The sequence below is a fragment of the Rhizobium terrae genome (assembly GCF_003425685.1).
Lineage (GTDB): Bacteria > Pseudomonadota > Alphaproteobacteria > Rhizobiales > Rhizobiaceae > Neorhizobium > Neorhizobium terrae.
In genome coordinates this window covers 155,332-175,985 of the sequence record NZ_QJKM01000006.1, presented here as the reverse complement: position 1 = coordinate 175,985, position 20,654 = coordinate 155,332, and the positions used below count along the sequence as shown (strand labels likewise).

At 62.1% G+C, this 20,654-nt stretch carries 19 protein-coding genes; 10 read left to right on the top strand and 9 right to left on the bottom strand.

What is annotated here, in order from left to right; translation table 11 throughout:
- The first annotated feature begins 20 nt into the window (after positions 1 to 20).
- From DMO26_RS12880 to DMO26_RS12870, 3 genes are read left to right on the top strand one after another with little or no spacing between them, the layout of a single operon-like run.
- Positions 21 to 986 carry a DMT family transporter gene (locus DMO26_RS12880; protein WP_117192475.1) on the top strand — a complete coding sequence of 322 codons (966 nt, stop codon included), beginning with the start codon at positions 21 to 23 and terminating at the stop codon, positions 984 to 986.
- The gene (locus DMO26_RS12875; RefSeq protein ID WP_117192474.1) at positions 983 to 2,185 is read left to right on the top strand and encodes a CaiB/BaiF CoA transferase family protein; all 1,203 of its coding nucleotides are present in this window, start codon (positions 983 to 985) and stop codon (positions 2,183 to 2,185) included. Before DMO26_RS12880 ends, DMO26_RS12875 begins: the two co-directional genes overlap by 4 nt.
- A complete protein-coding gene (locus tag DMO26_RS12870) occupies positions 2,182 to 3,843 on the top strand; it encodes a thiamine pyrophosphate-binding protein (RefSeq protein WP_162894863.1) in 1,662 nt (553 codons plus the stop codon). The genes DMO26_RS12875 and DMO26_RS12870 overlap by 4 nt, the downstream gene beginning before the upstream one ends.
- A 177-nt stretch (positions 3,844 to 4,020) precedes the next feature.
- Here the strand turns inward: DMO26_RS12870 and DMO26_RS12865 are convergent, their stop codons facing one another.
- The 3 genes from DMO26_RS12865 to DMO26_RS12855 form a co-directional block, all read right to left on the bottom strand.
- On the bottom strand, positions 4,021 to 4,362 hold the full coding sequence (locus tag DMO26_RS12865) for a RidA family protein (RefSeq protein WP_117192473.1): 342 nt from the start codon (positions 4,360 to 4,362) through the stop codon (positions 4,021 to 4,023).
- 69 nt (positions 4,363 to 4,431) lie between these two features.
- Entirely contained in the window at positions 4,432 to 4,770 is a 339-nt protein-coding gene (locus DMO26_RS12860) for a TIGR01244 family sulfur transferase (RefSeq protein ID WP_117192472.1), read from the bottom strand.
- A gap of 79 nt (positions 4,771 to 4,849) precedes the next feature.
- Positions 4,850 to 5,689 (bottom strand): DUF4432 family protein, encoded by an 840-nt coding sequence (locus DMO26_RS12855; RefSeq protein WP_117192471.1) that lies wholly within the window; start codon positions 5,687 to 5,689, stop codon positions 4,850 to 4,852.
- Between the two features lie 300 nt (positions 5,690 to 5,989).
- Here DMO26_RS12855 and DMO26_RS12850 point away from each other — a divergent pair, with 300 nt between their 5' ends.
- The gene (locus DMO26_RS12850; RefSeq protein WP_117192470.1) at positions 5,990 to 7,324 is read left to right on the top strand and encodes a L,D-transpeptidase family protein; all 1,335 of its coding nucleotides are present in this window, start codon (positions 5,990 to 5,992) and stop codon (positions 7,322 to 7,324) included.
- A 129-nt stretch (positions 7,325 to 7,453) separates the two neighbouring features.
- Entirely contained in the window at positions 7,454 to 8,017 is a 564-nt protein-coding gene (locus DMO26_RS12845) for a ClpX C4-type zinc finger protein (protein WP_117192469.1), read from the top strand.
- 35 nt (positions 8,018 to 8,052) lie between these two features.
- Here DMO26_RS12845 and DMO26_RS12840 read toward each other — a convergent pair whose 3' ends face one another.
- The 6 genes from DMO26_RS12840 to DMO26_RS12815 all read right to left on the bottom strand — a co-directional run bounded on the left by DMO26_RS12840 (position 8,053) and on the right by DMO26_RS12815 (position 15,437).
- Positions 8,053 to 8,769 (bottom strand): ParA family protein, encoded by a 717-nt coding sequence (locus DMO26_RS12840; protein ID WP_117192468.1) that lies wholly within the window; start codon positions 8,767 to 8,769, stop codon positions 8,053 to 8,055.
- A gap of 213 nt (positions 8,770 to 8,982) precedes the next feature.
- Positions 8,983 to 10,128, bottom strand: coding sequence for an iron-containing alcohol dehydrogenase (locus DMO26_RS12835; RefSeq protein ID WP_117192467.1), 1,146 nt, complete (start codon positions 10,126 to 10,128; stop codon positions 8,983 to 8,985).
- The gene (locus DMO26_RS12830; protein WP_117192466.1) at positions 10,125 to 11,510 is read right to left on the bottom strand and encodes an aldehyde dehydrogenase family protein; all 1,386 of its coding nucleotides are present in this window, start codon (positions 11,508 to 11,510) and stop codon (positions 10,125 to 10,127) included. The genes DMO26_RS12835 and DMO26_RS12830 overlap by 4 nt, the downstream gene beginning before the upstream one ends.
- Before the next feature lie 41 nt (positions 11,511 to 11,551).
- Entirely contained in the window at positions 11,552 to 12,922 is a 1,371-nt protein-coding gene (locus DMO26_RS12825; RefSeq protein ID WP_117192465.1) for a glutamine synthetase family protein, read from the bottom strand.
- A gap of 85 nt (positions 12,923 to 13,007) precedes the next feature.
- Positions 13,008 to 14,558: an amino acid permease gene (locus DMO26_RS12820; RefSeq protein WP_117192464.1), complete on the bottom strand. Its 1,551-nt coding sequence runs from the start codon at positions 14,556 to 14,558 to the stop codon at positions 13,008 to 13,010.
- A 102-nt stretch (positions 14,559 to 14,660) separates the two neighbouring features.
- On the bottom strand, positions 14,661 to 15,437 hold the full coding sequence (locus tag DMO26_RS12815; RefSeq protein WP_117192463.1) for an N-formylglutamate amidohydrolase: 777 nt from the start codon (positions 15,435 to 15,437) through the stop codon (positions 14,661 to 14,663).
- A 171-nt stretch (positions 15,438 to 15,608) separates the two neighbouring features.
- On the opposite strand from DMO26_RS12815, the gene DMO26_RS12810 reads away from it, so the two are divergent.
- The 5 genes from DMO26_RS12810 to DMO26_RS12790 all read left to right on the top strand — a co-directional run bounded on the left by DMO26_RS12810 (position 15,609) and on the right by DMO26_RS12790 (position 20,613).
- Entirely contained in the window at positions 15,609 to 16,499 is an 891-nt protein-coding gene (locus tag DMO26_RS12810) for a MurR/RpiR family transcriptional regulator (protein WP_117192462.1), read from the top strand.
- 149 nt (positions 16,500 to 16,648) lie between these two features.
- The gene (locus DMO26_RS12805) at positions 16,649 to 17,752 is read left to right on the top strand and encodes an ABC transporter substrate-binding protein (RefSeq protein WP_117192461.1); all 1,104 of its coding nucleotides are present in this window, start codon (positions 16,649 to 16,651) and stop codon (positions 17,750 to 17,752) included.
- Between the two features lie 86 nt (positions 17,753 to 17,838).
- Entirely contained in the window at positions 17,839 to 18,714 is an 876-nt protein-coding gene (locus tag DMO26_RS12800) for an ABC transporter permease (RefSeq protein ID WP_117192460.1), read from the top strand.
- 23 nt (positions 18,715 to 18,737) lie between these two features.
- Entirely contained in the window at positions 18,738 to 19,526 is a 789-nt protein-coding gene (locus tag DMO26_RS12795) for an ABC transporter permease (RefSeq protein WP_117192459.1), read from the top strand.
- 25 nt (positions 19,527 to 19,551) lie between these two features.
- Positions 19,552 to 20,613 carry an ABC transporter ATP-binding protein gene (locus DMO26_RS12790; RefSeq protein WP_117192458.1) on the top strand — a complete coding sequence of 354 codons (1,062 nt, stop codon included), beginning with the start codon at positions 19,552 to 19,554 and terminating at the stop codon, positions 20,611 to 20,613.
- The last annotated feature ends 41 nt before the right edge of the window (positions 20,614 to 20,654 follow it).

The following is a 20,654-nucleotide window of genomic DNA, read 5'->3' as shown; positions in this document are numbered from 1 at the left end:
GGCGCGACTATAGGTCAATCATGAATTCGCCGTCCGCCAGCCTTGCCAAGCCTCAGTCCGAGACCCGCATCGTCCACGGGCTCGGCCTGATGATCGTCGCAATGCTGATCGCCCCCCTGATCGACATCTTTTCCAAGCTTTCGACCGAGACCGCTTCCCCGACCTTCATTACCGCCGCGCGATTTTTCTTTCAGGCGCTCTGCATGCTGCCGATCGTGCTGTGGAACGGGTCGTGGCGCAGCTTTTCGCTGAAGCTCAGCATATTCCATGCGATCCGCGCCGCCATCATCACCCTCTCGATGGTCTGTTTGGTGGCGGCGCTCGCGGTCATGGAAGTGGCGGATGCGATCGCCATCTTCTTCGTCGAACCGATCATCCTGACGGTGCTGTCCAGCATCTTCCTCAAGGAGACGATCGGCTGGCGGCGCTACACGGCCTGCGCCGTCGGCTTTCTCGGCGCCATGATCGTCATCCGTCCGAGTTTCCAGGAAGTCGGTCTCGTCGCGATACTGCCGGTCGTCACCGCCTTCTGCGTGGCGGTCTTCGCGCTCATGACCCGCGCCCTCGCTCACCGGGAGGACCCGTGGGCCATGCAGTTCCAGATGGCGCTGTGGGGCATCCCGATTTCCGGCATGCTGCTGGTGATCGGCAACCGTACGGGCGTCGCCTTCCTGCAGCCCGTGATGCCGGACTGGCTCACGCTCGCCTGGCTCGTCGGGGTCGGCGTCGCCGCTTCGCTGTCGGGCATCATCGCGGTCTATGCCTACCGGGCGGCACCCGCTTCGGTCATCGCGCCGCTGCAATATTTCGAGATCGTCTCGGCCACCCTGTTCGGCTGGCTCGTTTTCGGCGATTTTCCCGAACCCCTCAAATGGCTCGGCATTTCCATCATCATCGGCTCCGGCCTCTACATCATCTGGCGGGAACGCCGCGTCGCGTCGCTGAAGCCCGTGACGCGCACCTCCGAGACTTCAGTGGCACCATGAACGAGACATTCAAGAAGCCGCCGCTCGCCGGCATCCGCGTCATCGAGCTTGCCCGCGTGCTGGCCGGCCCCTGGGCGGGCCAGATGCTGGCCGACATGGGCGCCGACGTCATCAAAGTGGAAAATCCCGATGGCGGCGACGACACGCGCGCCTGGGGCCCGCCCTTCGTCGAGGGTGCGAATGGCGAGAACCTCTCGGCCGCCTATTACCACTCGACCAATCGCGGCAAACGCTCGATCGCCGTCGATCTGAAGACCGGGGAAGGCCGGGAAATCGTCCGCCGCCTCGCCGCCACCGCCGACGTGGTGATCGAGAACTTCAAGCTCGGCGGGCTCGTCAAATACGGCCTCGACTACGAGAGCCTGAAGAAGATCAATCCGAAACTCATCTACTGCTCGATCACCGGTTTCGGACAGGACGGCCCCTACGCCAATCTCGCCGGCTACGATTACATCGTCCAGGGCATGTCCGGCTTCATGTCGATCACCGGAGAGCCCGACGGCGAGCCGATGAAGGCGGGCGTTGCGATCGCCGACATCTTCACCGGCATCTATGCCGTGACGGCGATCCAGGGGGCGCTCATTCACGCCATGAAGACCGGCGAGGGCCAGCATGTCGACATGGCACTGCTCGACGTCCAGGCCGGCATTCTCGCCAACCAGAACATGAACTACCTGATCTCCGGCATCGCGCCGAAAAAGCTCGGCAACGTCCATCCGAACATCAGCCCTTACGAGGTCGTGCCGACCGGGGACGGCCATCTCATCCTCGCCGTCGGCAATGACGGTCAGTTCCGCCGTTTCTGCCGCATCCTCGGCATCGAGGCGGTCGCCGACGATGAACGGTTTTCGACCAACAGGGCACGTGTCGCCCATCGCGACGAGCTACGCCGGCTGCTTCTCGCCGAAACGACGAAATGGAGAAAGGCCGAGCTTCTCGCCGCCTGCGGTGAGAACGCCGTGCCGGCGGGACCGATCAACTCGATCGCCGAGATGTTCGACGATCCGCAGGTTAAGGCGCGCGGCCTCAGGATCGACCTCGAGGCAGCAGACGGCACGGTGATCCCGGGCGTACGCAGCCCGATCGTGCTCTCTAAGACGCCGCTTGCCTATCACCGGCCGAGCCCGGCGCTCGGCGAGCATACGGCCGAAGTGCTGGCCGAACTGCAGTCAATCGAAAACAGAGGGAATGGGAAATGACGACCGCCATGAAAACCGGAGGGCAGCTCATCGTCGAGGCGCTGAAGGCGAACGGCGTCAGGCGCATCTCCTGCGTACCCGGCGAAAGCTATCTCGCAGTCCTCGACGCTCTTTATGAGAGTGGAATCGAGGTCCTCGTCTGCCGGCAGGAAGGCGGCGCCGCGATGATGGCGGACAGTTGGGGCCGGCTTTCCGGCGAGCCCGGTATCTGCATGGTGACGCGCGGCCCGGGCGCCACCAATGCGTCGGCCGGCCTGCATATCGCCAGGCAGGATTCGATCCCGATGATCCTCTTCGTCGGCCAGATCGGCCGCGACATGAAGGAGCGCGAGGCCTTCCAGGAGGTCGAATACAGGCGTGCCTTCACCGAATTCGCCAAATGGGTCGGCGAGATCGACGATGCTCGCCGCATTCCGGAATTCGTCACCCGCGCGTTTGCGGTCGCCACCTCCGGCCGCCCCGGTCCGGTCGTGCTGACGCTGCCGGAGGACATGCTGATCGAAGAGGTCGAGGCGCCTGAGGCGCAGGCCTATACCCGTGTCGAAAGTCACCCGGGCAAGAGCCAGATCGCCGCTTTCGAACAAGCGCTGAAAGAAGCCCGGCGTCCGATGTTCGTCGTCGGCGGCACCCGCTGGAGCGCCGAGGCGCACAGGGATTTCGCCGATTTCGCGGCGCGTTTCAAAATCCCCGTCGGCTGCTCCTTCCGCCGCCAGATGCTGTTCGATCACCTGCATCCGTCCTATGCCGGCGATGTCGGAATCGGCATCAATCCGGCGCTGGCGAAGGAGATCAAGGAAGCTGATCTCCTCGTGCTGCTCGGCAGCCGCATGTCGGAAATTCCCTCCTCCAGCTATACGCTGCTCGACATCCCCTATCCGAAGCAGAAACTCGTCCACATTTTCCCCGATCCCGAAGAGCTTGGCCGCATGTATCGCCCGGACCTGGCGATCTGCGCCGCGCCTGCCGAGTTCATCTCCGCCCTCAGCGAACTCGAAGCCCCCGCCTCGCCCACCTGGACCGAACGCACCGCGGCGATGCATGATGCCTATCTGAAATGGTCGACGCCGCCTGAGACCGGTCCCGGTCATGTCCATATGGGGCCGATCATGCGGTGGATCGAGGAAAACACCCAGGACACGACGATCTTCACCAACGGCGCCGGCAATTACGCGACCTGGCTGCACCGCTTCCACCGCTTCCGGAAATACAATACCCAGTCCGCCCCGACCTCCGGCTCGATGGGCTACGGCCTGCCGGCGGCGGTCGCAGCCAAGCAGCTGTTTCCCGAACGCGAAGTCGTCTGCTTTGCCGGCGACGGCTGCTTCATGATGCACGGGCAGGAATTCATCACCGCTGTCCGTTATGGACTGCCAATCATCACCGTGCTCGTCAACAACGGCACCTACGGCACGATCCGCATGCACCAGGAGCGCGAGTATCCCGGCCGCGTCAGCGCCACCGACCTCGTCAACCCGGATTTCGTCGCCTACGCCAGGGCTTTTGGCGGGCATGGCGAGCTGGTGGAGAAAACGGAGGACTTCGGCCCGGCCTATCTGAGGGCGCGGGCGAGCGGCAAGCCGGCGATCATCGAGGTGAAGCTTGACGTGGAGGCTCTGACGCCGACGAGGACACTGACGCAGATCAGGAACAGGAGTTGAGAGGGACGCCCAGCCTCTCCGCCGTCATGCTCGGGCCTGTCCCGAGCATCTATTCACGTCCACTTTGTGGAACCGGCTTAGATCCTTGGGACCGGCCCAAAGATGACGCCGGCAGCGCTCAGACAACAAAAAAGCCAGCCCGACGGCCGGCTTTTTCAATTTGACGTGTTCTGAAAATCAGATCGCCGCCGTAACGGTGAACTCCACCTTGTACTTCGGTGCTGCAAGCTTGGCTTCGCTGGTGGCGCGTGCCGGCGTGTTCGCCGGATCGACCCAGGCTTCCCAGACGGCGTTCATCTCCGCGAAGTACGACATGTCGGAGAGATAGATCAGCGTCTGCAGGATCTTGGACTTGTCGGAACCGGCTGCGGCCAGGAGGCGGTCGACTTCGCGCAGAGCATATTCGCACTGTTCCTTGACGGTCTCGCCTTCGCCAACCTGGCCGGCGAGGTAGACGGTGTTGCCGTGGACGACGGCACCGCTCATGCGGGCGCCGGTTTCGATGCGCTTGATGCTCATGGATATGCTCCTAAACCTGTTGAGCTGCGGAAAGACGCGCCGAAGCGAAAGCCCGGCGCGCGGAGAAAATCAGCCGCGCAGATGCTGGCTCTTTTCATAGATCGCCGTCGAGCGCGCGCCCGACCGGCAGAAGCCAAGCATCGGGCGCGGGAATTCGTCGAGCGCATCGACCATCGCCCTGACGCCCTCTTCATCGACGCCCATGCGACCGACCGGGATGTGGCGGATATCGAGGCCGAGTTCCCGGGCGCGCGCCTCGATCTCCGCAAAGTGCGGCTGGCCCGGCTCCTCGTCGTCCGGACGATGGCAGACGATCGACTTGAAACCCATCGCCTTGACCTGGTCGAGGTCATCGACGGTGATCTGACCGCTGACGGAATACTCGTCGTTGATCTGGCGGATATCCATGGCTCAAGCCCTCCGTTTTTATCGAGGCGGAAGCATTACGATGCTGCAGGGGGAGCGTCAATCGCGGAACGCTCGGAGTTCAGACGAAGCTGAAGCGCAGCCCGTAGTCCACGCTCTCGCCGGGTTTCAGCCAGCCGATCTCGCCGGTTTCGACAAGCTCCGCCCGGCCGGCGAGCCGGTGCGATACCGGTTCGATGCCGAGCACATGCGCCGGCGCCTTCTGGTTTCGCCAGACCTGCAGATGCGGCAGCGTGTCGGTCCTGAACTTCACCTTGAGCGTCAGCCCACCGATCGCAGCGATCGGGCCGAGCGCAATCTCAGCCCACGGATCCCCCTCCCGTGCCGCGGGCACGCAGAAAATGCCGCCCGTCTCCTTGCCGAAAGTCCAGGGAAAACCGCCGCCTTCCAGCATCCGGCCGGAAAGCCGCACGTTGTCGTCGAACAGCCAGGCGCCGATGTTCATGTGATACATGTGAACGCGCGCGAGAGGCTGGGTGCCTGTGTTGGTCAGCTTGTCCGACAGGCAGACCTCGCCGGTCGCACCGTCGATCCGCCAGTGCCGTTCGAGAAGGGCAGGCTCGCCGGTCGCCGTGGTCACCGGCACGCGCGCCCGGCATTCCGCATCGTCTCCCTGCGCGTCCCAGAAGAGAATTTCGGCCGGATGCGAGGAGAACGAGCCGTGCAATGGATATTTCCCGCCGTCCGCCCTGCCCTCGATCGGTTCCGGATGGCGGATATGGTCGGGTCCGCAGGTGAAAAGGAAGCCTTCGAGCGAATGATCGATTCGCGGATCGCCGTCATCGGGTATGGCACGGCCCGGAGACAGGTCCACATCACCGACGAAACAGCCGCCGATATCGAGAACCGACGTCTCGTCCAGGAAAAGCTTCGGCCCGAGCCGAGCGGAAAACGCCTTCATAATCATCCCCTTCACGGTTTCGTGGAGAGTTCTAGCGGATCGTGATGCGAATTTAATCTTGCATTCATGACGAATTCACTTTTTCCACACTACCGTCAAATTTACCTTGTCTGTGACGACAGACGCACGCGCGGGAACGAATGACCGATTTCCCGATTACGTGGATGAGAACACAAGGAAGTCGGTGACACCGTGAAGCGCCTATTTTTGACAAGCGTCTGCCTCGCCGCTCTGACCGCAGCAGTGGGTATCTCCCCTGCCGGGGCGCAGACACGATACCAGCGGTATCCGACCGAGACGATGCTTATCGCACCCGACGGCGCAATTCTCGACTATGTCCCCAATAACGGCGATGTCGTGATCAGCCGCGACGGCATGGGCCGCCGCATCTTCATCGACCGGTACGGCAATGTGCTGGCGACCGAGATTCGCCAGGAGGCTTACCGGCCGGCACGCGCGAGCGATTATCCCCCGCCACCCGGCGGTTATCGCAACTCCCGCGACGTCGGCGGTTATCCGCAGGGATCGGGTTATCGGGACTATCGCGAATACCGGCCGGGCGACCCCTACCCGCAGGCCGACCCATATCGTCAGGGCCAGGCCTATCGGGGAGAACCGGGCGCCATCACGGGTACCATTCCCGGCTCCGTAAGCCGCCTGCCGCTCGAAAACCAGCCGCTGCCGGGGCTCGACAACGGGTATCCGCAGGAAGCCTCGATCGAACCGGACATCGGACGGCAGCAGCCGGAGGTCCTGCACCCCACCAAGCCGATCATCACCGTCACCAAGAAGCCGCAGGCCGAAGTCGCGGCACTTCAGGTCTTCCTGGACCGCGAAGGCATCTCGCCCGGCGTGATCGACGGCCATCTCGGGGACAACGTCAACAAGGCGATCGCCGCCTGGCAGGAAATGACCGGCGAGACGCTCGACCCGAACAATTCGGAAGACATCATGCAGCGGCTGACCTATTCGGGCGGCCTGCCGATCGTCGACTACACGATCACCGCCGCCGACGCGGCCGGACCTTACGTGGCCTCGATCCCGGAAGACTACGCTCACAAGGCGCAGCTTCCGGCCATGTCCTATACGTCGGTGACCGAAAAGCTCGCCGAACAGTTCCACATGGACGAGAACTACCTGAAGGCGCTCAATCCGAACATCGATTTCACCATCCCGGGCTCGACCATCAAGGTCATCAATCCCGGCCAGCCGAAGGTCGGACAGGTCACGCGGATCGTGGCCGACAAGGGCCGCAAGCAGATCTTTGCCTATGGCGCCGACGGCGCTCTCATAGCGGCCTATCCGGCGACGATCGGTTCCAGCGACACGCCTTCGCCGACAGGAAATCACACCGTCGAGCGCATCGCGCTCGATCCCGGCTATACCTACAACCCGAAGATCAATTTCAGGCAGGGCAGCAACGACCAGATCCTGCAGATCCCGCCGGGCCCGAACGGCCCGGTCGGCTCGGTCTGGATCGCCCTGTCGAAGCCTACCTACGGCATTCACGGCACGCCCGACCCCTCGAAGATCGGCAAGACCAACAGCCATGGCTGCGTACGCCTGACCAACTGGGATGCCCGGGAACTGGCGAAGATGGTAAAGCCCGGCACGACGGTCGAATTCGTCGAATAAGGCCTGCGCCGCGAGAACAGTCGAGCCCTCGGCACCCGTGCCGAGGGCTTTTTGTTTGCCCGCGATCTGGCCTTCGGAAGAAGTCAGCGCTAGTTCCCCGCTGGGCATGTCGCACATCGGCGGGGACGAATGGATTTTTCAACGAGACTGAAGGGCGCCTGGTCGCTTCTTTTCGGACGGGGAGACGACGGTGCCGTCTGTTCCTTTTGCAGCCAGAACCGCCGCGCCGTCGAAATGATCATTGCCGGCCCGGCATCGACCGCGATCTGTAACCGCTGCGTCATCGTCTGCACTCAGGTCATGCTCGAAAACGCCGGCCCGCCCCAGTTCAGGCGTCGTGCCGAAAAGGGGCATGAAAAGACGATGTCGATCGTGCTCGGCCACGACGAAGTCCTGCTCGGCGCTCCCGAGCGCGTCGCGCTCGAACAGATGCTGACCCTGCTTGCCGCTTCGCTTCCGCAAAGCAGGCTGATCGGCTGGAGCTATATGCATTCCGAGGACCGGTTCGATCTGCTGACGGTCGAAATCCTGACGACATCGGACAGGGAGCCGGCCGAGATCGGCAGCCTTGCCCAGGAGACCTGGCGACGGATGCGTGACCGGCTCCTTGCCGCGCGCGACGCGCCTGCCAATCAGCAAGAGCCGGAATTGATCGGCATCGCAGCCAGCGCACGGCGCGCGACCGCCTCCTAGCGAAATCCTGGGCTGAACAGGATCCGAATGGGTGATCAGGCCGCGTTGCGGCTGAAGTTGAAGATGCGCGGAGCCCCGGAACGGATGACCTTCATCGGCATCATGCGCATGACTTCCTCGGCGAAGGACCTGGCGTTTTCCTTGGCCTTGTCGACATTGCTGACCTTGGCCGGATCGAGCGTGTGCAGCGTGCCGCCGATCTCGAACAGTTCCTTGAAGGCGATGCGCTCGCCGATCGGCGTGTTGAGGACGTTGACGCCGCGGGCAGCGAGCAGGCCCTTGATCGTCAGGAGCGCCTTGGTGGTAACCATCGAGGTGACACGGGTGAGCACGACCGAATGAGCGATGTTGAGGTTCGCCTTTTCCTTCAGGAAGGATAGAAGATCGAGGATCTGCGCCGCACCCTTGGCATCCATGGCCGAGCCCTGGACCGGGATCATCACGTGATCGGAAAGGCCGATCGCCGTGGTGACCAGCGCATCGCGGGCGCCGGCGAGATCGATGATGAAATAATCGGTACGCGGTCCCATTTCACGCAGGTGACACTGGAGCGATGCGATGGTGACTTCCGAGATGACTTCGATATTGCGGACATTGCCGGAGGTCTCGGCCCACTGGCTGATCCAGCGCTGCGGATCGGCATCGATGACAGTGACGCGAAAACCCTGATGGGCGAGTTCAGTGGCAAGCAGCAGCGCAGCAGTCGTTTTTCCGGCACCGCCCTTGGCATTGGCAAAAGAAATTACAGGCATTTTCGGTCCTCGAAGGAGACTTGAGCCACATCGCTCGCGAGGACACCGGGAAGCATGGTGTCATGGATGCATCCTTTCCAAACATGGTTAACGAATTGCAAATTTAGGGGGCATTAATATCAATCAAGAGATTTAGTTCCGGCGCTAAAATGCGGAAAAACCCGGAGGTTTTGGCCTCCGGGCCGGCATTGACGTCCCGTTTTCGGGCGGCAATCAGAAGCAGTCGAGGAAAAGAGCCTTCGTATTTTCGAGCGTCATCGGTACAGGATTGCCGCCGCAGCTTGGATCCTCGATCGCCATGGCCGTGAGTTCGTCGATTCGATCCGGGGTGATTCCCATCGCGGTCAGATTTTCCGGCACGCCCAGTTCGGCACGCAAAGCCAGTATATAATCGTAGAACCCGTCGAAACCGCCGGAGATGCCGAGATAGGCGGCGGCGCGGGCGATCTTTCCTTCGATCGTCGGACGGTTGAAGCGCAGGACCGGCGGCATGACGACGGCATTGGTCATGCCGTGGTGGGTGTTGTAGACCGCCCCGATCGGATGCGACAGCGAATGGATCGCGCCAAGTCCCTTCTGGAAGGCGACGGCACCCATGGCGGCTGCGGCCATCATGTTCGTCCGAGCTTCGAGATCCTGCCCATCCTTAAAGGCGCGCGGCAGGAATTCCTTGACGAGTCGCATGCCTTCGAGCGCGATGCCGCCGGACATCGGATGATAGAAGGGCGAACAATAGGCTTCCAGGCAATGGGCAAACGCGTCCATGCCGGTGCCGGCGGTGATCGCCTTCGGCATGCCCATCGTCAGTTCGGGATCGCAGATGACGACGCCCGGCAGCATCTTCGGGTGGAAGATGATCTTCTTCACATGCGTGGCGGAATTGGTGAGAACCCCTGCCCGGCCGACTTCCGAACCGGTACCGGCGGTCGTCGGCACGGCGACGATCGGCACGATCTTCGCGGCATCGGCGCGGGTCCACCAGTCGCCGATATCCTCGAAATCCCACACCGCCCGGGTCTGGCCGACCATGAAGGCGATCAGTTTGCCGAGATCGAGGCCCGAACCGCCGCCGAAGGCGACGATACCGTCATGGCCGCCATCCTTGAAGGCCTTGATGCCGGCTTCGAGGTTTTTCTCGTTGGGGTTCGGATCGACGTCGGAGAAGATCGCCCGGCCGAGGCCGGCCTCGTCCAGCACGTCGAGCGCATGGCCGGTGATTGCCATCGAAGCCAGTCCCCGGTCGGTGACCAGAAGCGGCTTCTTGAGGCCGAGCGTCTTGCAGGCATCCGCCAGTTCCTTGATCCGCCCGCGGCCCAGCTTGACGGCGGTCGGGTAGCTCCAGTTCGCGACGATATTCATTGGGTGACCTTTTTCAGGTGATAGGATTTCGGACGGGTCAGGTTGTGGAAGCCGAGCACCGAGAGCGAGCCGCCGCGGCCGGTTTCCTTGACGCCGGTCCAGACCAGCGCCGGATCGAGATAGTCGGCGCGGTTCATGAACACCGTGCCGGTTTCGAGTTCCCGGCCAAGGCGGCCGGCGCGTTCGGCGTCCTTGGTCCAGAGCGAAACGGTCAGACCATACCGGCTGTCGTTCATCAGGCCGAGCGCCTCTTCGTCGCTGTTGACCTTCATGATGCCGACGGCCGGGCCGAAGGTTTCTTCCCGCATGAAGGGCATAGAATGGTCGACATCGACGAGGATCTGCGGCGCGAGATAGGCTCCGCCGTCATCGGCCGGAAAAAGTTTCGGATCGATCAGTGCTTTGGCGCCTTTCGAGACCGCGTCGGCAATCTGCTCGCGCACCACCTTCGCGAAGCGCTTGTTGGCCATCGGGCCGAGCGTCGTTTCCTTGTCCAGCGGATTGCCGAGCTTGTAGTTCGACACCCAGGCGACCGACTTCTCGACGAACCGGTCGTAGAGCGATTCATGCACGTAGATGCGCTCGATGCCGCAGCAGCACTGGCCGGAATTGTAGGTCGCGCCATCCATCAGCACGTCGACGGCCGCGTCGAGATCGGCATCCTCCATCACGTAGCCGGGATCCTTGCCGCCGAGTTCGAGGCCGAGACCGGTGAAGGTACCGGCTGCAGCCCTCTCGATCGACCGGCCGCCTTCGACGGACCCGGTGAAGTTGATGAAGTCGAACAGCCCTTCGGAGATGAGCTTCGCCGTCGTATCATGATCGAGGAAGAGGTTCTGGAAGACGTCGTCCGGCACGCCGGCTTCGACGAAGGCGCGCACCAGCCGCTCGCCGACCAGCAGCGTTTGGGAAGCGTGTTTGATCACGACCGTATTGCCGGCCATCAGCGCCGGCGCGACCGTGTTGATCGCGGTCATGTAAGGATAGTTCCACGGCGCGATGACGAAGACGACGCCGTGCGGCTCGCGCTCGATGCGCCGTTCGAACGTGGCGCTATCCTCGATGCGCAGTGGCGCCAGCGCATCGGCGGCGATCGACGCGACATAGTTGGAGCGCTCGTTGAAGCCCTTGAACTCGCCGCCGTAACGCACAGGCCGGCCCATCATCCAGGCAAGCTCCGGCACCACCTCGTCGGCCATCTCGTTGAGCCGCGCGACGCCCTTCAATACCAGCTGGACGCGTTCTTCGAGCGGCCGCTTCGCCCAGGCTTTCTGCGCCTTCCGCGCACGCCCGATGGCCTCCGCCGCCGCTTCCGCCGACATGGCCTGACGCTCGGCATAGACCGAACCGTCCACCGGCGAGATACATTGGATCATCGTCATGATCTCACTTCCCATTGTTTTATGATTTTATGCGGAGAGGTCTACACCCTCTCGAATCCGCGCGCCACTTCCCAATCCGTCACACGGCGGTCATATTCCTCCTGCTCCCAGAGGCCGGCGCGGACATAGTGGTCGACGACATCCTCGCCGAAGACGGATCGCAGGAATTTCGAATCATTCAATCGGGCCGTCGCATCCCTCAACGTCTTCGGAATTTCGCTGATGCCGCTGGTGACATAGGCGTCGCCGACGAAAGCCGGTTGCAGCGCCATTTTCTTCTCGATCCCGTCGATGCCGGCGGCAATCAGCGCCGCCATGGCGAGATAGGGATTGAGGTCCGAGCCGCCTATGCGGCATTCGACGCGGATGCCCTTGGTTTCCTCTCCGCAGAGACGGAAACCGGCCGTCCGGTTGTCCTTCGACCAGATGGTCTTGGTCGGCGCGAAAGTGCCGGCGACGAAACGCTTGTAGGAATTGATATAGGGCGCCAGGAAATAGGTGATCTCGCCCGCATGGGCCAGAAGTCCGGCCATATAATGCTTCATCGTCTCCGACATGCCGTACTCACCGTTCTTGTCGAAGAAGAGCGACGTCTTGCCGTCGATGCTCCACAGCGACTGGTGGATATGCGACGAGCTGCCGGCAGCACTGTAGTTCCATTTGGCGAGGAAGGTGATCGCCTTGCCCTTCTGCCAGGCGATTTCCTTGGCGGCATTCTTGATGACGGAGTGCCGGTCGGCCATGGTCAGCGCGTCGGCATAACGGACGTTGATTTCCTCTTGCCCTGCGGACGCCTCGCCCTTGGAGTTCTCGACCGGAATGCCCGCCCCCTGAAGTCCGGTGCGGATCGCCCGCATCACATCCTCTTCCTTGGTCGTCTGGAAGATGTGGTAGTCCTCGTTATAGCCGCTGGCGAGCTTGAGATTGCGGTAACCGCCCTCCCGGGCGCTCTCATAGGTCTGGTCGAACAGGAAGAATTCGAGTTCGGTCGCCATGAAGGCCTTCATGCCCATGGCTTCCAGCCGCGCCACCTGCTTCTTCAGCATGGCGCGCGGCGAATGCGGCACTTCCTCATGCGTGTGATGATCGAACACGTCGCAGAGGACGAGGGCCGTGGCTTCGAGCCACGGCAGTTTCCTGAGCGTCGAAAGGTCCGGCTTCATCGTGTAGTCGCCATAGCCCTTTTCCCAGCTCGATGCCTTGTAGCCGGGCACGGTGTCCATCTCGATATCGGTGGCGAGCAGGTAGTTGCAGCTATGGGTTTCCTCATGGGCGCTCTCGACGAAATATTCCGCCTGGAACCGCTTGCCCATCAGCCGGCCCTGCATATCCACGAGGGCGGCGATGACGGTATCGATTCGCCCATCGGCGACATCGCGTTTCAGATCGTCGAAGGAATAAATCGGGGTCATGCCTCACATCCGTTGAAAAAAGGGGGGACCGCCGCAACGAGCGTCGCGGCGGCGGGATCACATGGGCCTCTGCCCGGTCCAGTCTTTACTTTTCTCCGACGGCCGCTTCCGCAGCCGCGATATCAGCCTGCCTTTTGGCGATTGCGTCGCCGATCGGCGGTCCCATGAAGCGCCGGTTCTCGAACGCGACCCAGACGATGGCCGTCAGGATCAAGAAGCCGACCGTGATTTCGAGCGCCCAGTCGTTCGGCGGCTGAATGCCGATAAAGAAGATGACGATCATCGAAATGATCGCCAGCACGGCGACCAGCTTGTAGGTCGCAATTCCCATGTTCCACGGTCCCATTTTCGGCCATTTCGCCGTGCCGATCGTGAAGAGTCCCAGCGCGATCGGAAGCGCGAAGGAGAGAAACAGGAAAATGACTGTGCACGAGACGACGATCGAATAGGCCGGTGTGCCGGCAATGGTGATCGCCGACGTGAACCAGACGAACAGGACCGCGAGAATGGACCCTGTCCAGATCGCCGCAACGGGCGTGCGGTATTTCGGGCTGACCTTCGCGAGCAAGGAGGACGCCGGCAGGCCTTTGTCGCGCGAGAAGGCGAAGATCATCCGCGATACCGACGTGACAGTGGCAAGGCCGCAAAGCAGCTGCGAAATGAAGATCAGGAAATAGAGGATATTCTTCACGGTCGGGTTCATCTGCGCGTCCATCGCCCAGAAGAACACGTTCCAGCCTTGCTTAGCCGCGTCGTCCATGTTGGGGATCATCAGCACGAAAGCGCACAGCATGATATAGCCGAAAACCGTCGACCAGACGACCGCGGAGATTATGCCGCGCGGTACCGACTGCGCCGCCTTGACGGTCTCTTCCGACGTATGCGCCGATGCATCATAGCCGGTGATCGTGTAGATCGGCAGAAGCAGGCCCAGAAGGAACGCCATGAGGCCGGAGGTGCTGTTCGGCCAGACGAGCGAAGCCCCTTCCGTGCCGGTATAGTTGGCGAAGGTGAAGAGCCGTGCGAAATCGAAGCCGGGAGCTGCCACGAGGCAGGCGATCGTCAGCAGGATCGCCGTCGCGAAAATCAGATAGCCGGAAAAGTCGGTGAGTTTGGCCGTCAGGCCGATCCCGAAGTGATTGACGAGCGCCTGCAGCCCAGTGATGACCGCAACGAAGACGACGCGATGCGTCAGCGTATCCTCGACGCCGAATATCGTCCCGAAGGCGCCGAAGAAGAAGTAGAACGTACCGACGTTGATCGCGCCGAGCACGGTGACGAGGCCGAGCAGGTTCAGCCAGGCGGACAGCCAGCCGGTGAAGCGGTTGCCGAGGATGGAACCCCAGTGATAGAGGCCGCCGGCGGTCGGATAGGCGGAGCCGATCTGCGCCAGCCCGAGCGCAAAAATGCCCGAGATCAGGCAGCCAAGCGGCCAGCCGATGCCGATCGCGGCACCGCCGGCCCCCGAGGTCGCCTGTCCCAGCGAATTGATGCCGCCGGACAGAATGCAAATGATCGAGAATGAAATTGCAAAATTGGAAAACGAGCTCATGCGCCGCTCGAGTTCCTGCGCATAACCCATCGAATGCAGGATATGCACATCCTGCTTCTTGTCCAGTTCCGTATAATCGGACATCGACTTCCCCTCTCAGCAGACGGACCGCCTCATGCGGCCTCTCGGTTTCGTCCTTTCCGCGACCTTCGCCGCGGCATGCGAACAACTGCTCCCCGGGTCTTGTTATCCTTGGTCTTCCGCAAGGCTTTCCCGCAGAAGACCTGTCAGGAAATCGGCCGCGACCCCTTGGCCGGTTTCGTCTGTTATCAGGTCGTTCCTGATCTCGATCATCACGTTCAGAAGCCCCGCCGGCAGAGCATGGACTTCCAGCGTATGGGTGACGCCGTCCGCCGGGCCGTAAGGCTCGTTGCGTTCGACGCGGTAGAGACGCGTATCCGCCGCAGCCTTCAGCATCCGGTCGGCAAGCCGGCTGTCGCTATCGTGCAGGATGCCGATTTCGACCGGCCGCTCCCTGCCGAAATAAACCGGCGTGAAGCTGTGGACGGTGACGAGCGCCGTCGCCTGCCCCCTCGCCCGCCGCGCGGCGATCTCCTGGCGGATCCGGCCGTGAAACGGCAGATAGAGCGCCGTCGTCCGGCGGGATTTCTCCGCGTCCGACAGGTTCTCGTTGCCGGGGATGCGGAAGATTTCCGAAACTTCCCGCATGGCGTCAGGCGCGTTCGGCGGGCGGTTGCAGTCGTAAATGAGGCGCGAGAAACGCTGGTGGATCAGCGCCGCGCCAAGGCTTTTCGCCATCAGCCGCGCAACCGCAAGCGCCCCTGGGTCCCAGGCGATATGCGAGTTGAGCGCCTCCTGCGAGAGGCCGAGATCGCCATAACGTTCCGGAATGCGGCGCGATGCATGCTCGCAGACGAGCAGCACCTCCCCGCGGGCTTCGGGATTGTCCACGGCAACGGGTTCGCCATCCGCCTCCGTGAAAAATTCCGACTGCACCAGCATGAACGCGTTCCGGAAATCTGATTGAGTTTGAATGAAGAAGAGAATTCTTCACTTTCCGTCTGCCGTCAATGCGCATCTGAAAATTTCTCTTCAAGGCCTCCATTGACACCTGTCATAAAAGGACTTTTAACTCGTGTCATAAACCGGCGAAGACCGGAGGGAACAGCTTTCGTGCCAACAACAGCACGCACCGTATCGGATGTCATCCGTGTTCGTTACGACAACCTGACGCGCGCGGAAAAACAGTTGGCCGACAGCCTATTGGAGAACTATCCGGTGTCGGGGCTCGGCAGCATCACTGTGATCGCGGAGAACGCCGGCGTTTCCACGCCGACGGTTGCGCGCATGGTGCAGAAGCTTGGCTACAAGGGATATCCGGAATTCCAGTCGCATCTGCACCAGGAACTTGAGGCGACGATTTCCGGCCCCATTGCCAAGCACGACCGCTGGGCTTCCAATGCGCCGGGCACGCATATCCTCAACCGCTTCGCCGATGCGATCACCGCCAACCTGCGCGACACGCTGTCGGATCTCGACACGACAACTTTCGAGGGTGCGGCCACACTTTTACGTGATCGCAGCCGCAGCATCTATTTCGTCGGTGGCCGCATCACCGGGGCTTTGGCCGAATATTTCTTCACGCACATGCAGGTCATCCGTCCCAAGACGACGCTGATCTCCAACAATTCCAGCTCCTGGCCTCAGCATGTGCTGAACATGGCTGCAGGCGACGTGCTGGTGATCTTCGATATCCGCCGCTACGAGCAGGAGATGGCGACGCTTGCGGAGGCCGCCAAGGCCAACGGCGTCGTCATCGTCTTGTTCACCGACGTATGGGCCTCGCCCGTCGCAAAACACGCGCAGCATACCTTCAAGATGCGCATCGAAGCGCCATCCGCCTGGGACAGTTCCGTCATCACGCTCTTCGTCGTCGAGGCGCTGATCGAAGCGGTCCAGAGCGCCACCTGGGAGGAGACCCGCGAACGCATGAATTCTCTGGAAGGCCTTTTCGAGCGGAGCCGTCTCTTCCGCCGGCCGGGCCGACAAACACGCTCCGAGTGAATCAGGGGCGATCCCGAATATGCCGGCAAACCGGGCGATTCATGAGCAAATGCTCAAGCTCCGAGCTGTCACATACGATACATAAACTGGCTCTACGAGTCGCCCCGAACCGACCGCAGGCACACGACCTGAACCCTTAGGAGGATACCGTGCTCAACAGGACCCAACGTCTTCTTTCCCTGACGACCGCCATCGTCATTGCCTCGACGGCCATTGCCGCCGCTGCGCCGAGCGCCGAGCTGATCGCTGCCGCGAAGAAGGAAGGCACGCTGACCACGATCGCCCTGCCCCATAACTGGTGCGGCTATGGCGAAGTGATCGCTGCCTTCAAGGCGAAGTACGGGATCGAAGTCAACGAACTGAACCCGGATGCCGGTTCGGGCGACGAAATCGAAGCCATCAAGGCCAACAAGGGCAACAAGGGTCCGCAGGCGCCCGACGTGATCGACGTTGGCCTCTCCTTCGGCCCGTCCGCCAAGGCCGAAGGCCTGCTGATGCCCTACAAGGTCTCCACCTGGGATTCGATCCCGGCCGACGCCAAGGATGCCGAAGGTTACTGGTACGGCGACTACTACGGCGTTCTCTCCTTCGTCGTGAATACCGACATCGTCAAGAACGTCCCGAAGGACTGGGCCGATCTGAAGAAGCCGGAATTCGCGAACTCCGTCGCGCTCGCCGGCGACCCGCGCGCGTCCAACCAGGCCGTTCAGGCCGTCTACGCCGCCGGCCTCGCCGCCGGTGAGAAGGACGCCGCAAAGGCTGGCGAAGCAGGTCTCAAGTACTTCGCGGAAGTCAACAAGGCCGGCAACTTCGTTCCGGTCATTGGCAAGTCCGCTTCGCTCGCCCAAGGCTCCACCCCGATCGTCGTCGCCTGGGACTATAACGGTCTTTCCTGGCGCGACTCGCTCAAGGGCAACCCGCCGGTCGAAGTCGTCGTACCGGCCTCGGGCGTCGTCGCCGGCGTCTACGTCCAGGCGATCTCCGCGTTTGCTCCGCACCCGAACGCTGCGAAGCTCTGGATGGAGTTCCTCTATTCCGACGAAGGCCAGCTCGGCTGGCTGAAGGGCTACTGCCATCCGATCCGCTTCAACGATCTTGCCAAGAACAACAAGATCCCGAAGAACCTGCTCGACGCCCTGCCGCCGGCAGCGGCTTACGAAAAGGCCGTTTTCCCGACGCTTGCCGAACAGGACAAGGGCAAGACCGCGATCACCACCAAGTGGGACGCGACCGTCGGCGCCAACGTCAAGTAATGCGTTGAGATTTGGCCTCCCCGCCCTCGGTGGCGGGGAGGTTTTCCCTCTCCGGCGGAAGCCTGCACCCGAGAAACCAGCGCCTCATGAGCACCGCCTCCACGTCCTTCATCGACCGCCGCACCGTCGTCGACTGGCTCGGCATCGCGCCGTTCATGATCTTCGCGCTGATGTTCCTCATCGTGCCGACGCTCTATCTCGTGACCGGCGCTTTCTTCACCCCGGACGGCCAGTTCACCTTCAAGAACATCGCCGATCTCTTTACGCCCTCGATCATGAGCGCCTACTGGATCTCGATCCGGGTTTCGGTGGCATCCGCCCTCGGCGGCGCGCTGATCGGCTTTTTCCTCGCCTGGGCGATCGTGCTCGGCGGAGTTCCGAGCTGGGTCCGCTCCGGCCTGCTTACCTTTTCCGGCGTCGCCTCGAACTTCGCCGGCGTGCCGCTCGCCTTCGCCTTTCTGGCCACCCTCGGCCGCACCGGCCTCGTGACCGTGCTGCTACGCGACTGGATCGGCTTCAATCTCTATGCGACCGGTTTCAACATCCTGTCCTTCTTCGGTCTCACCATCACCTACATGTTCTTCCAGATCCCGCTGATGGTGCTGATCCTGACGCCGGCGCTGGACGGAATGAAGAAGGAATGGCGCGAGGCTTCCGAAATCCTCGGCGCCTCGACCTGGCAATACTGGCGCATGGTGGCGCTGCCGATCCTCTGGCCGAGCCTGATGGGCACGTCGCTGCTCCTCTTCGCCAATGCCTTCGGCGCCATCGCCACGGCCTATGCGCTGACCGGCTCCTCGCTCAACATCGTGCCGATCCTGCTCTATGCCCAGATCCGTGGCGACGTGCTGCACAATGCCAATCTCGGTTACGCGCTGGCGCTCGGCATGATCGTCATCACCGGCGTATCCAATATCCTCTACATCCTGCTCAGCAGGCGCGCCGAACGTTGGCAGAAGTGAGGGGCAGAAGTGAGGGGGCAGACATGAAGACAAGCAAGGCACTCGCCTGGTTCGCCATCGCCATCGGCTGCATCTATTTCTTCGTGCCGCTGATCGGCACGTTCGAATTTTCGCTGCGCATGCGCCGCGGCGTCTATTCCTTCGACGCCTACCGGTCGGTCTTCTCCGACGTCCAATTCCAGCAGACCTTCGGTTTTTCGATGCTGATGGCGCTGTTCACCATCGTCTTCGGCATGCTGCTCGTGGTGCCGACCGCCTATTGGGTCCGGCTGCGCCTGCCGCAGATGCGCCCGGTCGTCGAGTTCATCACGCTGATGCCGCTGGTCATCCCGGCGATCGTCATCGTCTTCGGTTACCTGCGCCTCTACAATTCCTCGTCCTGGATCCCCTTCACGGGTTCGATCCAGGGCACCAACATGCTGCTCGTGCTCTCCTACATCACGCTGTCGCTCCCCTACATGTACCGCTCCGTGGATACCGCCATGCGGGCGATCGACGTCAGGACGCTGACGGAGGCTGCCGAAATTCTCGGTGCCAGATGGCCGACCATCCTGTTCCGCTGCATCTTCCCCAACGTCATGTCGGGCGTGCTCTCCGGCGCCTTCATCACCTTCGCGATCGTCATGGGCGAGTTCACCATGGCCGCCCTTCTCAACCGCCCGGCCTTCGGCCCCTACCTGCAGCTCGTCGGCGCCAACAAGGCCTATGAGCCCTCGGCGCTGGCGATCATCGCCTTTGCGGTAACCTGGTTCTCCATGGGCCTGCTGCAGCTCGTCACCCGTTTCAGCAAGATGGCCTCCTCCCGGCCCTAAGCCCGAGCTTTAAGGATTTTCGAAAATGTCGTTCCTCGTTCTCGAACATATCAAAAAGAGTTTTGGGCAGACCCAGGTCGTCAAGGATTTCAACATGTCGATCGAGAAGGGCGAGTTCGTCTCCTTCCTCGGTCCGTCGGGCTGCGGCAAGACCACCGTGCTGCGGATGATCGCCGGCTTCGAGAATCCGACCGACGGCGCTATCTCGATTGCCGGCAAGAACCAGAACACGCTCAAGACCAACCAGCGCAATATCGGCATGGTCTTCCAGGCCTATGCGCTCTTCCCGAACATGAACGTCTTCGATAACGTCGCCTTCGGCCTCAAGGTCGCCGGCAAACCGAAGAGCGAGATCGATGCGCGCGTCAAGGAAATGCTGGCTCTGATCCGGCTGGACCACCTGGCCGACCGCTATCCCTACCAGATGTCCGGCGGCCAGCAGCAGCGCGTGGCGCTCGCCCGGGCGCTTGCCCCGAAGCCGCAGGTCCTGCTGCTCGACGAGCCGCTTTCGGCGCTCGACGCCAAGATCCGCGTGTCGTTGCGCGAAGAGATCCGCCAGATCCAGAGCCAGCTCGGTATTACCACGGTATTCGTCACTCACGACCAGGAAGAGGCGCTGTCGATCTCCGACCGCATCGTCGTGATGAATGCCGGCCGCGCCGACCAGATCGGCACGCCGTCGGAAATCTACAACCGTCCGGCCACCCGCTTCGTCGCCTCCTTCGTCGGCACGCTCAACATGATCGACGCAACCGTCGCCGATCCGGCTGCGAACACCGTCAAGGTGGGCGAGAACATCGTCAAGCTGAAGGAATCGATCGGCGCGCTGAAAGGCGGCGACAAGATTTCCATCGCGCTGCGTCCGGAAGCCGGCTCGCTGTCGGAAAGCGCCAAGGGCGACACTTCGCTGACGGGTACCGTGGTATTGTCGCACTTCCTCGGCTCGGTCATCCGCACCAAGATCGATATCGGCGGCAACCAGATTGCGTTCGATATGTTCAACGCGCCCGACGCCGTCCTGCCGCAGCCGGGCGAAACGGTGACGCTGCGCTTCAACGCGAGCGATTTCCTGATCGTCCGGGATTGAGCGTCAGGCGGCGCGAGTGATCATCGGGCGGGAAGCCTCTT

What these genes read in the sequence shown, in the direction of transcription:
- DMO26_RS12880 (WP_117192475.1), top strand. Translation starts at nt 21, where the DNA reads ATGAATTCGCCGTCCGCCAGCCTTGCCAAGCCTCAGTCCGAGACCCGC.
- DMO26_RS12875 (WP_117192474.1), top strand. Translation starts at nt 983, where the DNA reads ATGAACGAGACATTCAAGAAGCCGCCGCTCGCCGGCATCCGCGTCATC.
- DMO26_RS12870 (WP_162894863.1), top strand. Translation starts at nt 2,182, where the DNA reads ATGACGACCGCCATGAAAACCGGAGGGCAGCTCATCGTCGAGGCGCTG.
- DMO26_RS12865 (WP_117192473.1), bottom strand. Translation starts at nt 4,362, where the DNA reads ATGAGCATCAAGCGCATCGAAACCGGCGCCCGCATGAGCGGTGCCGTC.
- DMO26_RS12860 (WP_117192472.1), bottom strand. Translation starts at nt 4,770, where the DNA reads ATGGATATCCGCCAGATCAACGACGAGTATTCCGTCAGCGGTCAGATC.
- DMO26_RS12855 (WP_117192471.1), bottom strand. Translation starts at nt 5,689, where the DNA reads ATGAAGGCGTTTTCCGCTCGGCTCGGGCCGAAGCTTTTCCTGGACGAG.
- DMO26_RS12850 (WP_117192470.1), top strand. Translation starts at nt 5,990, where the DNA reads ATGCTTATCGCACCCGACGGCGCAATTCTCGACTATGTCCCCAATAAC.
- DMO26_RS12845 (WP_117192469.1), top strand. Translation starts at nt 7,454, where the DNA reads ATGGATTTTTCAACGAGACTGAAGGGCGCCTGGTCGCTTCTTTTCGGA.
- DMO26_RS12840 (WP_117192468.1), bottom strand. Translation starts at nt 8,769, where the DNA reads ATGCCTGTAATTTCTTTTGCCAATGCCAAGGGCGGTGCCGGAAAAACG.
- DMO26_RS12835 (WP_117192467.1), bottom strand. Translation starts at nt 10,128, where the DNA reads ATGAATATCGTCGCGAACTGGAGCTACCCGACCGCCGTCAAGCTGGGC.
- DMO26_RS12830 (WP_117192466.1), bottom strand. Translation starts at nt 11,510, where the DNA reads ATGACGATGATCCAATGTATCTCGCCGGTGGACGGTTCGGTCTATGCC.
- DMO26_RS12825 (WP_117192465.1), bottom strand. Translation starts at nt 12,922, where the DNA reads ATGACCCCGATTTATTCCTTCGACGATCTGAAACGCGATGTCGCCGAT.
- DMO26_RS12820 (WP_117192464.1), bottom strand. Translation starts at nt 14,558, where the DNA reads ATGTCCGATTATACGGAACTGGACAAGAAGCAGGATGTGCATATCCTG.
- DMO26_RS12815 (WP_117192463.1), bottom strand. Translation starts at nt 15,437, where the DNA reads ATGCTGGTGCAGTCGGAATTTTTCACGGAGGCGGATGGCGAACCCGTT.
- DMO26_RS12800 (WP_117192460.1), top strand. Translation starts at nt 17,839, where the DNA reads ATGAGCACCGCCTCCACGTCCTTCATCGACCGCCGCACCGTCGTCGAC.
- DMO26_RS12795 (WP_117192459.1), top strand. Translation starts at nt 18,738, where the DNA reads ATGAAGACAAGCAAGGCACTCGCCTGGTTCGCCATCGCCATCGGCTGC.
- DMO26_RS12790 (WP_117192458.1), top strand. Translation starts at nt 19,552, where the DNA reads ATGTCGTTCCTCGTTCTCGAACATATCAAAAAGAGTTTTGGGCAGACC.